Source organism: Candidatus Avelusimicrobium luingense (assembly GCF_902757105.1).
In the GTDB taxonomy this organism is placed as follows: domain Bacteria; phylum Elusimicrobiota; class Elusimicrobia; order Elusimicrobiales; family Elusimicrobiaceae; genus Avelusimicrobium; species Avelusimicrobium luingense.
The window spans coordinates 76715-90591 of sequence record NZ_CACVTK010000002.1; the positions used below are offsets into that span (position 1 = coordinate 76715).

Consider the following 13877-nt stretch of genomic DNA (forward strand, 5'->3'; position numbering starts at 1 on the left):
TTTTCTCCTAAATGTTACCTAATAACAAAATAAACAATCCCAAAAACACCAGGCATAAACAAATTTTTGTAAGCCCCAAATGTCTTTTGAGAAAATCGTTAAATGTTTTAGACTCGTAACCGAGTAATGCCAATACAAATACCAGCACTAACGGTACAATAAACATTAAATTATATAACACTAAATAGAAAACGGCCTCGGCGCGAAATGCCGGATTCTGCATAATCAACACACACGTCGGTACATACACTTGCCCCGTGCAAACGGCTTCAATAAGCGACACGACAAACCCGACGGCTAAAGCAGCCAATGTCAAACGAAATATATTTTTGTTTTTATCGCGTAAGAAAAACCCCATAATCTTATGGATACGCGTTTTATTTCCTAAAGAAAGTTGCAAAAGCATACCGTCTGATTTTTTCGTTTTCGTATAAATCCAAAAGTCATATACGCTAAGAGCAAAGAACACCAAACAAAGGCCCGCCGTTATAATATAAAACGCCTTTATCACATAACCAAATCCTCGCATGGCATATAGAAACTTAAACACACCCATTCCCAACAACAAATAGGCCAAAAACACCGCCACACAATACGAAATACCCACCACGATAATTTCCCGTCGGGTATACTTATATACGGTTAAGAAAGAAATAAAGAACACAATAACGGCAAATGCACAGGGGTTAATTCCGTCCACAAGTCCCGCCCCGACAATCGCCCAAAAGGTAATTTGCGAGAAAGCCTGTTCGGCATTTTCTTTTCCCCCTGCTTGCGTTTGGACATTCGTTTTCTCATGAAGGAGTTGGGCTTTTTCAATCGCGGTATCGGCATAGGTAGCGATTTCGGTAGGATACCCCATCAAAAACGTACTTCCTACGGCGGCCGCCGGATAACCGAGTTTATTTTCCGGCACGCCGTACACCTTAGCGGTTTGCATAAAAATCAAGTGATTACCGTCTTTAGAAATATCATATTCCGTAAAATGGACAGTATCTTTATATTTTTCTTTCAGTTTGCCCAAATACTCTTTTTTCAGTTTATTACAATGCACACACGTCGGACTTAAGAACAAAGCAAATTCTACTTTTTCCGATGAAGATTGGGCAAAAGACGGCATTTGCCCCCACAAAAAAATGCTTAATAAACTTAATGCAACTAAAACTTTCTTCATACTTATAATTTCATAAAGGCAGAAATTCCGCCCATCACCATATCTACCGACATTAAAATTAAGATCATACCCGTTAACCGTTCAATAGCGGCAAGCCCGCGTTTTCCCAATACATTACTCAACGGGAACGAGAGCATTAAAATAATGGAATTGATAACGGATGCCACAATCACCGCTCCCAACGTCAACAGTTTGGGGTGTTGAGCCGCCGAAATCATCACAATAGACAACGCCGCCGGACCGGCCACAAGCGGAATAGCCAACGGCACAATAAACGGCTCATCTTCTTTGGGATCGTTTTTAGGTTCGCTTTCGTTGCTAAACACTAATTTGACGGAAATGATAAATAAAATAATCCCCCCCGCAATATTCAGTGAATATTCGTGAATGCCAAAGGCTTGCAAAAACCATTTGCCCATAAACAAAAAGCCCACCATAATAAGAAGGGCAATCACCAACTCGCGTATCAATACGGTTTTACGACGTTCCGGAGCGACTTTTTTTAATGCAGCAATAAAAAGCGGGATATTGCCAAATCCGTCCATCACTAACGCAATAGTAACTACTGTAGAAATAAATGTATTCATAAAATTCCCCAAAACAAAATAATACCTAGCCGATTCATCCGGTGGTACTTTTTTATAGTATAGCAAAAAATACACCTGTTTGACTTATCCGCATCGCCGAATATAATCTAAAACCCGTTCTATACAGACCGCCTGTTTTTTAGTAAGATATGTACTATGAAATTATTAGATAATTCCACACGAAACGTTATCCACATTATCAAATGGTTTATATTATCCACTTGTATTGGGGTAATTATAGGCGTGTTAGATGCGGTATTTCTCAAAACGCTGGACTTTTCTATTGAGTGGCGAAATCAAATTCCGCATTTCTATATATGGTTGCCTTTAGCATTATATGTAGTAGCCGTGTTATCCCGCCGGGCCGCCCCCAAAGACAAAGATTATTCTACCGATGCGGTCCTTAAAAAAATTAACGAATATAAGCCCATTTCGTTTATTTCCATTTTGAAGGGATTTGTACTCTCTATTGTTACCATGGCCACCGGCGGTTCGGCCGGGAAGGAAGCCCCCTGTGCCGATGTCGGCGCGGGGATTTCGTCGCTGTTATCGCGGTTATTTCGCATGAGTTTGGAAGATCAACGCAAAATGATGATCTGCGGCGTAAGTGCCGGTTTTGCGGGTGTGTTCGGTGTGCCGATATCGGGGGCCTTATTCGGGCTGGAAGTATTGTGGGTAGGGCATATATTTTACGAAGTAATGTTTCCGGCGCTCGTGGCGGGGATTACGGCATTTCAGGTAACGTCTTATTTAGGAGTCAATTATATTTATCATCCGATTCATTTTGTCCCCGTTTTTTCAGAACAGTTTTTCTTAAAAATGATTATTGCCGGTATGGCTTTCGGGCTGGTATCGTTACTGTTTATTGAAATTTCCAAATTTACAAAAGTCGTATTTCGCTATTTAGCAAGACGCAGTAATTTATTCGTTACGTGTGTATTGGGCGGTGTTCTGTTAATGGCAGTCGGCCACTTTATTTCGCCGCTTTATTTGGGGCTCGGCACCGCAGGTATTGACGGACCTCTTAGCGGGGGCACCGTATCGCCTTTTGGTTTTTTATATAAGATTATAACTACTTCTATTACATTTGCCGCAGGCGGAATCGGCGGCATTGTTACCCCGATATTTTTCGTGGGATCCCAAGCCGGCGCCATGTTATCCGATTTTCTAAAAGTAGATTCAGCCACGTTAGCCGCGTTGGGATTGGTATCGGTTTTGGCCGGAGCGGCCAACACCCCATTAGCCGCCAGTATTATGGCGATAGAATTATTCGGCCCGGCCATTGCCCCCTACGCAGCCGTTTCATGCGTAATCAGTTTTTTAATTACCGGGCAACAAAGCATGTACCCCAGCCAACGCATTTCATGGGATAGCGGCAAAATGTCCGGCGAGCCCCGTCAAGGTTCTGCCAAATTCGGACGCCGTGCTACCGACCAAGTACCGGTTCATGCGCGCAAAATGCTATCCAAACAAATGTGGCGGGAAATGACAAAACATCTCATCCCGCACAATAACGATAAAAAATCTTAGTAAATAGTCTCTGCTTGACAAAGCAAAAAAAAAAACGATAATATTTTTTGTGGTAGTAACACAAAAATAGTCAGGAGAATTCTTATGAATAAACATGCATTTACACTCATTGAATTATTAGTAGTCGTACTTATTATCGGCATTTTGGCAAGCGTGGCCTTGCCGCAATATAAAATGGCCGTAGAAAAGGCCCACATGACGGAAGCCATTACACAAGTAAAAGCACTGGCTCAAGCCGAAAAAATATATTTTATGGCCAACGGACAATATGCCCCGACTTTTGATTTATTAGACTTAGAATTTACCGGTACATTAGATACTGCCAAAACCACACAAAGCCAAACGCATTTCTATCTTTCTTTGATAGAACTCCCCCGCATTGTATATGCCGGACGTCAAGGAAACGGTATCGCGTGGGGTGACGGGAGATGGTATATTGTGTATGATTTGGCTTTAGAACGTTTAGCCTGCACGGCTAAAAAGACAGATACAAAATCCAATGCTTTGTGTAAGCGAGTAGGAACTTTGGGTACGTGCAATGTTGTTGAATCGGAAAATTGTTATTTAATCAACTAACTATCAAACAGGAACTCTTTTAACGTCAAAATACCCCTAGGAATCTAGGGGTATTTTGTGTTTTTTCAAAAGGCTGTTATTTACTAATTTGTTGGCCTTGAGGCGTATCTTTTACGGTATAGCCCGCTTTGGCAATTTCGTCACGCAAGCGATCCGACTCCGCCCAGTTTTTGGCCTTACGCGCCGCGGCACGGGCATCCGCCAACGCTTGTACTTCTGCCGGAAGTTCGGTAGGTTGTTCACTGTCCACCGGCACCAATAAATCAAGCGATAAAATACCGTCAGCCAATTGCAAATAGTCCCATTTTTCGCCGGCGGACAAATCACCCGCGCGGACGGCTTCCCAAGTAATAGCCAAGGCTTTGGGGGCATTTAAGTCATCTTCCATCGCGGCAATCAATTTATCTTTCCACGCGCGGCTCTTTTCGGTTTCCTGTGCGGTGCGGTTGGCCGCTACCCCAATTTGCGTGGCCAACGCACGCAAATTTTTCAAACTTTTGGCGGCGCTGTCCATGCTTTCGTACGAAAATTCCAACTGTGTACGGTAGTGTGCCCCTAAACAGAGATAACGGTATGCAAGCGGCTCGTATCCTTTTTCTTTGAGTACATCTAACGTTACAAAAGTGCCGCCCGATTTAGACATTTTGCCAGAGCGCAAAATTAAAAACTCGCCATGCACCCAATAATTGACATACTTTTGTCCGGTAGCGGCTTCGCTTTGGGCAATTTCGTTGGTATGGTGAATCGTTACGTGGTCAATGCCGCCGCAATGGATATCCAACGTCGCGCCTAAATATTTCATCGCCATGGCAGAGCACTCAATATGCCACCCCGGGAAACCGACTCCCCACGGGCTATCCCACTCCATTTGGCGTTTTTTATCTTTGGGAGAAAATTTCCATAAAGCAAAATCGGTTGGATTACGTTTTTCGTCACTCATTTCCACACGCGCTCCGCCTTGCAAGCCGGAAATATGTGCGTGCCCCACCAAGGCATCATAGCGGTCAAATTTGGAGGTATCGTAATAGATTCCGTCAGACGTACGGTATGTATATCCTTTTTCTTCCAACGTTTTGACCAGTTCAATCATCGGGCCGATATGTTCGGTGGCGCGGCTGATGATGGTAGGACGCGTGCAGTGCAACGCATCATAATCTTGCCAAAATTTTTGTTCGTAGAATTTAGCAATTTCCCACGCACTTTTTCCTTCGCGGGCAGCGCCGAGTTCCATTTTATCTTCGCCGTCATCGGCATCGGATACTAAATGTCCAACGTCGGTTACGTTCATCACATGTTTAAGCGGATAGTGCAAGCGAATGGTGCGTGACAATAAATCTTCAAAAATATACGTACGTAAATTACCGATATGTGCAAAATTATACACGGTCGGCCCACAGCAATACATGGTAACTTGTTTTGGATTCTGCGGGTTAAAATCTTCTTTGCGCCGAGAGGCAGTATTATATAATTTCATCATTATTTTCCCTCGTTCGCCGTATTGGCTTTGAGACGTAAGAAATTAACTTTAATTTGTTCAAAAAACACCTGACAGGCTTTTTGACCGTTGGCATTAGCCGAGCGTTCACTCATACGGCATTGAATTTGAACTACCGAAAGCGGATTGACCGCACCCACGCTACTCATCGTGTATGTAAAACCGGTGGGTTGATACATACGGAAAGACTTGGTGTACGAGGTTTCAATGGCTTTCATCAGCATGGACATATCTTTGCGCGTAGCCGACGAGCCAAGTTCAAATTTGCGCGAGGCTACCGTTACCACCACATCCCCGTAAGAGCGATAGGAACCGGCTAAATTTTCAGACACAAAATCTTCATCTTCGCCCAACAATTCTTCGGCCGTTTCGGTAGTTTCCGGATTGTTGGTTAACGTATCAGCGAAAGCATTTTCGCCCAAATCAGAAGGAACTGGGGAAGAAAATTCATAATACGATTCTTGTTTACCGTAACGGGAATAATCAATTCCTTGCGTCACTCTTTTACGCGAACTAAACGAAGAACCGGAAGCACACGCGCACAACAACGCCCCCGCTACTAAAATAATACTTAAACGAATTTTCATAGTTACTCCTTATTGGTAATTTTAATGGTGGCTACGGCGTGGCACATGGCCGCTTCGCCGCGCCCGATTTCGCCCACTTTTTCATGGCTTTTTGACTTAAAACTGACATTTTCCACCGGCATTTCAAATACGCGCGCCAAACTGTTACGCACCGTATTATAATGCGGTTTAATTTTCGGTTCTTCGGTAATTAACGTGGCATCAATATGTTCAATTTCACCACCGCGCGCGCGAACAATTTCCAACACTTTTTTAGCGATATCCACGCTGCAAATACCTTTAATTTTCGGATCAGTCGGCGGGAATAAAATACCGATCTCCCCTTCGCACAACGCACCTAATAACGCATCACAAATAGCGTGCAGCACGACATCGCCGTCGCTGTGTCCCAGAAATCCTTTGGTATGCGCAATTTCCGCGCCACCGATAAACAATTTGCGGCCCGGCTCTAACCGGTGCAAATCAAATCCAAAACCTGTTCGGTACATTTCTTTTGTGTTCACAAGGGCCTCTGCAAAAATCAAATCTTCCGGCGTAGTGATTTTATTATTTTTATAATCAGACATCACCAGCCGCACTTTAACACCTAATTTTTCTACCAGTTGTGATTCATCGGTAGCATCTGTTTGGTGGCCGAATTTTTCCAGGGCTTCTTGCAAAATTTCGCGCCGATAGGCTTGCGGCGTTTGCGCAGCCCACAAAGTAGCGCGCTCTAACGTGCGCCCGACAAATTCGCCATCACTTTCTTTAACGGTATCTTTAACAGGCACAGCCAGTACCGCGGCGCCGTATTTGTCAGCCGCTGCCAAACAATCTTGAATATATTGCGGGTTGACTAGTGGGCGTGCGCCGTCGTGCACGGCAACGGTGTTGGCATTTTTGTCCACGCACGCAAAACCGTTTTTAACAGATTCCAAACGAGTATCTCCGGGATCAACGAACGTCACGTCGGAAATATATTTTTCCACACCGGCGCGATTTTCCAACGGAGTAACTACCACAATTTGCCGCACTTGCGGCACTTGCTTAAATGCCAAAATAGTATGCACGAGTACAGGCTTATCGCCTAACGGAAGCATTTGTTTGGGGCGGCCCATACGTTTTCCGCTCCCCCCCGCCACAATAACTACCGACGAAAAACCTGTTTCGTTACTCATATCAAACTATTTAACTTTTGCAAAAATCATCCGGCCCGAAGAGGTCTGTAAAATAGAATAAACCGATACTTCAATGCGTTTACCGATAGATTTGCGGCCTTCTTCCACCACAACCATCGTTCCGTCGTCTAAATAACCGATGCCTTGTTCTTTTTCTTTGCCTTCTTTCATGACAAACAAAGACATCGTTTCGCCGGGCAATACTACCGGTTTAAGCGCGGTAGTTAAGTCGGCAATATTAAGCGCGGTAACATTGTATAGTAAGGCAGCCTTGCTAATATTAAAATCTAACGTCACCACTTGTGCATCTAAACTTTTGGCCAATTTCACAATACGTTCTTCGGGTGTAGCGGCTTTGACGTTTTTATTCGTAAGACGCACCGTAACACCTTTGAGTTCTTGTAAACGCGTGGAAATATCCAATCCGCGACGACCACGGGCACGTTCCAACGGATCGTTAGAGGCGGCCATTTTATTCAGTTCGTCTAACACAAAAACCGGCAACACCATAATACCGGGCAAGAAACCGATTTCACATAAATCAATCACACGTCCGTCCAACAAAGCAGATAAATCTACTACTTTTAAATGTTGCCCTTTATACGATAGCCCTTCCAAATCACGCGATTTCCAAATACTGGCAAGCACCCCAAAGACGAGTAAAACAATTTCCGCTTTGAAAGAATAGGTATTCCACCAATTGATAGCATCTTGGTGTTCCACCAAAATAACCACGTTGTTAATAAGCACAAAAAGCATATAGCCCATTAACAAGCCGGTACAGGCAATCATAATTTTAATTAGACGCAAACGTTTGAAAAGCACTTCACCAGCCACGACGATTGCGCCGCATAACAGACCCCCTAACAGAGTCATCCAATCTTGTTTGATAAATGTGTATGTAAGAAACGGAAATGCTACTAAAGTAGCGATACGGAAAATCCAAATCGGCATACAACCTCCTATAAAAATACGGGGAAAATCCCCCATTACAGACTCTTATATTTTAGCACTTTTTACGTGGAAGTGGAAACGGTATCTGTTCCCGATGAAGTTAATCGCGTTTGAGAAAAATTTTGGCGGGGCTGGTGGCACCTTTAATCAGGGAAAGTTTATTTTCCGCGATATTTAAGTGCGCGGCAAGCAAGGTGCGGACGGCTTCATTGGCGCGGCCTTGTTCGGCTGGGGCTTTGACCCAAATTTCAAAACTGTCTGCCGATTTTTCCGTCAGTTTATTTTTCTTTTCGCCGGCGTGTACTTTTACTTTTAAGTATTGCTCCATAAACATATTATAACTTTTTACTATACACCCTTTCCCATATCGTTTTTGGTATATAAGCAGGTACTAAAATCATCCGGCCGAAAAATTTTACTTGACAAATAAAAAAAAAAAACGATAATAAGGTGTTGGTAAAAATAGTAAGGAGAAAAACTCTATGAAAAATACAAAAGCATTTACGCTTATTGAGTTATTAGTAGTCGTTTTAATTATCGGTATTTTGGCAAGTGTGGCCTTGCCGCAATATCAAAAAGCCGTAGAAAAATCCAGAGCGACACAGGGCTTAACGGTACTGAAATCACTGGCGCAAGCGGCCAAAGCACATTATATGGCCAGCGGTTCATACGCTACGAGATTTGATGAATTAGACGTAGAAATGCCCTGGACGGGAACCACCAAAGGATATACCGGAGTGGAAAGTACCGATACGCGATCTTCGGATGATTGGTCGTTACAAATCTATACGGCTCATAACCAAAACAGTTTATTTATGTATCGCATACGCGGTCCGTATCAAGGGATTATGTTTGAATACCGATTATATACCGCCGACGCCGAATATAAATCGTACGAAGATAAACTTATCTGCTGGGAACAATTACAAGGCAGCAACTTACTATTTACCAAAAGTGCCGGCAGTTATTGTCAAAAAATAGTGCAAGGAACACCGAAAGATTCGTTTGCTTACGGTCGTTCGTACACACTTCCTTTCTAAATAAAAATATCCCCGATGTATTTCATCGGGGATATTTTTTGCTACAAACCAATCGTTTTAGTGTTTAATTAAACTCCGCGCGGTCATGTCAGCGGGTTTTTCAATACCCATGACGTCTAATACCGTGGCGGCCACATCACCGAGGTTCCCCGTCGGTTGCATTTGGGCAGATTTATTATCTTTATCCACATAAATAAAATCTACCAAATTGGTCGTGTGTGCGGTTTTGGGCATATTGATTTTCTCATCCCACATTTCTTCGGCGTTACCATGGTCGGCCGTAATAAGCACCACATAGTCTTTGGCAAGTGCGGCTTCGGTTACGGCACCGGTGCATTCGTCCACCACTTCTACCGCTTTGATAACGGACTTCAAATTGCCCGTATGCCCTACCATATCGCAGTTAGCAAAGTTAATAACGATAAAATCGTATTTGCCCGAATTGATTTGGTTAATGGCTTCGTCCTTGACGATATACGCTTCCATTTCCGGATGCTCGGCAAATGTAGCCGGATCAAAACGGCCTTTTTTCTCAATGCGGTCTTCTCCGGGGTACGGTTTTAACAGTTTCCCGTTAAAGAAAGACGTAACATGTTTGAATTTCTGCGTTTCGGCCAAGCGTAATTGTTTTAAGCCGGCCTTGGAAATGACTTCGCCCAACAGATTATTCATGCCACCGCCGTCAGTCATAGACGGCAAGGCATTATACGGGAACGAATCGTAGTATTTCGTCAGCCCGCAGAACACGCAAGGCACGCGCGCGCCGCGGTCTTTGCCCGGGTAATTATCGTCAATAAACGCGCGGGTTAGTTGGATGGCGCGGTCTTGGCGGAAGTTAAAGAAAATCACGCTGGAATTTTCTTCCATTCCTTTATAATCGCCCAGCACAGTCGGCGGGATATATTCATCTACCATGGGGCCGCCGTCCGGTGTTTTTAAGGTTTTGTAATCGGTGCTGACCACTTCTTCTGCGGTCGTGCCGTGCAACCCTTGCGCGCGGACAATTAAATTATAGGCTTTGTCGGTCAATGTCCAATCTTCGCCGCGGTCCATGGCGTAGTAGCGGCCTTGGATAGTGGCAATTTTGCCGGCGCCGGCTTCTTTCATTTTTTCTTCTAACGTGCGGATATAGCCGATAGCACTTTGCGGCGGCGTATCGCGTCCGTCAGAAAAAAAGTGAACATAAATTTCTTTGATACCTTTTTCGGCCGCATATTTGATAATGGCGTGCAAGTGGTCATGGTGTGCGTGGACGCCTTCGTCTTGCACAAGGCCCATGACATGTAACGGTTTATGATTTTTAATACAATTATCGATACACGCACTAAACGCAGCGGACTTAAAGAGCGAGCCGTCTTCAATCGTATCTTTCAAGCGTTTTAATTCTTGCACAACAATACGTCCGGCGCCCATATTTAAGTGTCCCACTTCGCTGGATCCCATATAACCGGCCGGCAAACCTACTTGCTCGCCGGATGCTTCAATTTGCGTATGCGGATAATTGGCTAAATACTTCGTAATGTTTGGAATTTTAGCCAAACTTACCGCGTTGTACGGCCCCGCTTTTGCGTTCCCCCAGCCGTCACGAATTAACAAGACTACTTTTTTCATAATCTTCTCCTATTTACAACTCACTAAATCAGCCCAGCGTTTACATTGAAAATCATCTAATTGTTCCAATGTATGTACTCCGCGTTGATTTAGGGTTGTAATGAAATAATATAAGATCTTTTCGGCCATTTTTGTATCGGCCATAGCCCGGTGCCACCCTTCGCAATTAAATCCGAGTTGGCGGGTTACATCCCCCAAACGATTACTGGCAAACATACCGCTTTTGCGTGCCAATTTTAAGGTATCAATTACCGGATAGGGTGGGAAATTAACCCCACACGCATTAAATTCCGCACGTATAAAAGGAATATCAAACCCGGCATTATGCGCTACTAATACGCATCCGTCCAACACACCCAGTAACTGCGGGATGATATCTTCAAATTTCGGGGAATCTTTCACCATTTCGTTAGTAATGCCGTGAATTGCAATTACCGCCGGGGAAATAGGGGTATCCGGATTGATAAGGGTAGAAAATTCTTCTAATACACGTCCGTTTTGGGAAACAGAAACGGCGATTTCGCAAATTTTACCGCCGCTATCAAAACTAAGGCCGGTTGTTTCCGTATCCAAGCAAGCAAATTTAACGTCAGACAGTTCCATATTATATTAGATAAAAGCGCAAGCGTACTAAAAACCCGATAAATGCCGCACCAAATGCTCCTACGTAAAATACAAAGTTAGACACGTCCATCAAGCGGATTCTACGTGCATACATACAAATAAATAACCATACAAAGAATAAAACTCTCCACCGCCAACCGGGCAGCAGCATAATCAAAAAGAAAATCGCGCGTACAATCATCAGCACCAGCCGCTCATCAAAGGAAATATACTTTACCCCGTGGCGGTCTTGCTCTACGGCAATAAGGCCCCACCCGATTACACGCGTAGCCACCACAAGCCCCGCGCAAAACACAATCCAGGGTTCTGCAAAAAAGTTACCCGTTTCATACAAGACTTTGAATGGTACACACAGAAATAAAAATAATAAATTAACGATATTTTTAAGAAAGAACGTCAATACAAACCCATGTTTGCACTTGCCGCCGAATTGAAAAAGGCCGTCCGTAGATACGTGAAATGCACAAAACAGCAAAATACATACCCAACCGGGTAAGTCAAACAATTCCAAAAACGGCCATTCCATCGTTAAATAATTTTTACACAATAAAAAACCCCAAAACAAAAATACGACACTGTGTAAAATGGCCCCTTTGACGGGTTTTTCTTCGCGCACTTGGTTAATTGTTTTGTGGAAGAACACGAAATCAGTTAAGAAATAGGCCAAAAACAAACGCCAAAATACAATCATTTTTCCTCCTTAGGTAACGTTATCGTAAAAACGCTGCCTTCACCGGGCCGGCTGGTAACGCTTAACGTGCCGCCATGAGATTCTACAATTTGACGGCTGATAAATAAGCCAAGCCCATAGCCGGGTTTATCCGCATGAATTTGGTGGTACTTTTGGAACAGACCCTTAATTTCCTGCTCACTCATACCGATACCACTATCCTCTACAGTAATAAAGTAGCATTTTTCATCTTGTTTTGCACGCAAACGGACATATCCTTTTTCGGTAAATTTAATAGCATTAGATACTAAATTGGTTAACACGCGGCGAAGAAGTTTTTCATCAGCGGGCACTTGCCATGCGGGGACAACGGCATTTAAGTCAATTTTTTTCTCGGCGGCGGTGGGGGCTAATGTATCCACTACTTCTTGCACCAGTTTGGCCATATCAACCGGTCCCTTTTGCGGAGCAAGCATCCCCGCTTCCACGCGCGATACTTCCAACACATCTTCCAACAAGGCCGATAAGTTACGTGCGGCTTGGCTCATCAATTCCAAATACTGTTTCTTTTCTTCTTCGCTGGCTTTACCGCTTTGCAAAATATATAAGTATCCTTGCAAACCCAGTAACGGGGCGCGCAAATCGTGTGCAACGGCGCGGAACACGTGTTCTTTAAGTTGGCTGGCTTGCGCTTGGAGTTGCAAGACTTGATAATCTTGTAAATCAGCCGTCATCTTATTAAACGCGGCAATAAGTTGCTTAAATTCCCCCCATCCGATATCTTCATCAATTTTTTGGTCCAGATGTCCGGCGGAAACTTCGCGTGCGGCATTAGACAATGCGCCGATCGGTTCGCCCAATCTTTCGGCAAACGTCAATGCCCCGAAATAGGATAACGTCATAATGGTCAGCAAGAAAAGTGCCAAAATAATGTTGGTGTAATAGATACTGCGGTAGGCTTCACTTTTAAGTTGTAAAACCGCCACATACGCGCCTAAAATCGGAGTGGGGGCATATGCGCCGACATATGTCTCGCGCGATGTTTTCAAATTTTTAATGAGCGGATTTTTGGCGGAAAACGCACGCGACAAAACGGCGGCATCGAAATCGGGGCTATACTGATACGGCGTGGTATAGATTTGTCCGGCCTGATCGGCAATATAAATGTGTCCGGTATTACCGATACGTTGCTCTTGCAAGCGTGTTAAGAAACTAAAGAAACTCATAACACCATACAAAAAATCTCCGTTAGGCAGCGGATAAATAAACTCGCTAATCGGGCGACCGGATACCACGTCAAAACTACTGATAAAAAGTTGTTTCTTTTCAGCCAATTCGGCTAATTCTTCCTTATTGCTTAAATCAAGCGGCGGCAATTGGTTTAATACTTGTTTTTCTCCCGCGCGGTAAAGTTCTTTACCTTTAGATGACAAAACGGCCAGCATCACAAAATCAGGATTAGCGGCCAACGCTTCCTGCAAAAGGGGTTGCGGGTTTTTCTTTTGTTGTAAATAAGAGGATACATTTTGCGTAAACGCAAGCCGCCAATTTAAATCCTCAATGTGTTGATTTAAGGAGGACGCCACCATCTGCGCCAAATTGGCATGGGTTTCCAAAATGTTATCTTTCAAATGAACCTGATAAAACACCAGTAATAATATCATTGGTATTACCGGCATTAGTACCACACCCACAAATAACTTAAACAGTTTAGAGAATAAAGACATACTTATAGATATTATATCAATTAAACACCCTTGCCTTGCCTTTTTTAGTTGACTTACCTACCCGACCATTTTGCCGGGCTGTCAAATCCGGCATTGACAAAAAAAAACCATGCTATAATATATTGGTATTTCTACAAGGACATTT

The 13877-nt window shown here is 43.7% G+C and carries 14 protein-coding genes; 3 read left to right on the top strand and 11 right to left on the bottom strand.

The window, feature by feature from the left end; all coding sequences use genetic code 11:
* Nucleotides 1-7: 7 nt before the first annotated feature.
* Entirely contained in the window at nt 8-1174 is a 1167-nt protein-coding gene (locus ACQY3H_RS01825) for a cytochrome c biogenesis protein (RefSeq protein WP_428074260.1), read from the bottom strand.
* Nucleotides 1175-1176: 2 nt separating this feature from the next.
* Nucleotides 1177-1761: a MarC family protein gene (locus ACQY3H_RS01830; RefSeq protein ID WP_428074262.1), complete on the bottom strand. Its 585-nt coding sequence runs from the start codon at nt 1759-1761 to the stop codon at nt 1177-1179.
* Nucleotides 1762-1917: 156 nt separating this feature from the next.
* Between ACQY3H_RS01830 and ACQY3H_RS01835 the strand changes: the two genes are divergently transcribed.
* Both ACQY3H_RS01835 and ACQY3H_RS01840 read left to right on the top strand, forming a co-directional pair.
* Entirely contained in the window at nt 1918-3291 is a 1374-nt protein-coding gene (locus ACQY3H_RS01835; protein ID WP_428074264.1) for a chloride channel protein, read from the top strand.
* An 84-nt stretch (nt 3292-3375) separates the two neighbouring features.
* Nucleotides 3376-3867, top strand: coding sequence for a type IV pilin protein (locus ACQY3H_RS01840; RefSeq protein ID WP_428074266.1), 492 nt, complete (start codon nt 3376-3378; stop codon nt 3865-3867).
* 76 nt (nt 3868-3943) lie between these two features.
* On the opposite strand, the gene cysS is transcribed toward ACQY3H_RS01840, so the two are convergent.
* The 5 genes from cysS to ACQY3H_RS01865 all read right to left on the bottom strand — a co-directional run bounded on the left by cysS (nt 3944) and on the right by ACQY3H_RS01865 (nt 8388).
* Nucleotides 3944-5344: a cysteine--tRNA ligase gene (cysS, locus tag ACQY3H_RS01845; protein WP_428074268.1), complete on the bottom strand. Its 1401-nt coding sequence runs from the start codon at nt 5342-5344 to the stop codon at nt 3944-3946.
* A complete protein-coding gene (locus tag ACQY3H_RS01850; RefSeq protein WP_428074270.1) occupies nt 5344-5949 on the bottom strand; it encodes a hypothetical protein in 606 nt (201 codons plus the stop codon). The genes cysS and ACQY3H_RS01850 overlap by 1 nt, the downstream gene beginning before the upstream one ends.
* A 2-nt stretch (nt 5950-5951) precedes the next feature.
* Complete coding sequence (ispD, locus tag ACQY3H_RS01855) at nt 5952-7106, bottom strand: 2-C-methyl-D-erythritol 4-phosphate cytidylyltransferase (RefSeq protein WP_428074272.1); 1155 nt, start codon at nt 7104-7106, stop codon at nt 5952-5954.
* 6 nt (nt 7107-7112) lie between these two features.
* Nucleotides 7113-8060, bottom strand: coding sequence for a PIN/TRAM domain-containing protein (locus ACQY3H_RS01860; protein WP_428074274.1), 948 nt, complete (start codon nt 8058-8060; stop codon nt 7113-7115).
* Nucleotides 8061-8160: 100 nt separating this feature from the next.
* On the bottom strand, nt 8161-8388 hold the full coding sequence (locus ACQY3H_RS01865; RefSeq protein ID WP_428074276.1) for a DUF167 domain-containing protein: 228 nt from the start codon (nt 8386-8388) through the stop codon (nt 8161-8163).
* Nucleotides 8389-8542: 154 nt separating this feature from the next.
* Between ACQY3H_RS01865 and ACQY3H_RS01870 the strand changes: the two genes are divergently transcribed.
* The gene (locus ACQY3H_RS01870) at nt 8543-9100 is read left to right on the top strand and encodes a type IV pilin protein (protein ID WP_428074278.1); all 558 of its coding nucleotides are present in this window, start codon (nt 8543-8545) and stop codon (nt 9098-9100) included.
* 57 nt (nt 9101-9157) lie between these two features.
* On the opposite strand, the gene gpmI is transcribed toward ACQY3H_RS01870, so the two are convergent.
* From gpmI to ACQY3H_RS01890, 4 genes are read right to left on the bottom strand one after another with little or no spacing between them, the layout of a single operon-like run.
* On the bottom strand, nt 9158-10711 hold the full coding sequence (gene gpmI / locus ACQY3H_RS01875) for a 2,3-bisphosphoglycerate-independent phosphoglycerate mutase (RefSeq protein WP_428074281.1): 1554 nt from the start codon (nt 10709-10711) through the stop codon (nt 9158-9160).
* Nucleotides 10712-10720: 9 nt separating this feature from the next.
* Nucleotides 10721-11314 (bottom strand): 3'-5' exonuclease, encoded by a 594-nt coding sequence (locus ACQY3H_RS01880; protein WP_428074283.1) that lies wholly within the window; start codon nt 11312-11314, stop codon nt 10721-10723.
* Between the two features lies 1 nt (nt 11315).
* Entirely contained in the window at nt 11316-12026 is a 711-nt protein-coding gene (locus ACQY3H_RS01885; RefSeq protein WP_428074285.1) for a hypothetical protein, read from the bottom strand.
* Entirely contained in the window at nt 12023-13669 is a 1647-nt protein-coding gene (locus ACQY3H_RS01890; protein WP_428074287.1) for an ATP-binding protein, read from the bottom strand. Before ACQY3H_RS01890 ends, ACQY3H_RS01885 begins: the two co-directional genes overlap by 4 nt.
* Between the last annotated feature and the right edge of the window lie 208 nt (nt 13670-13877).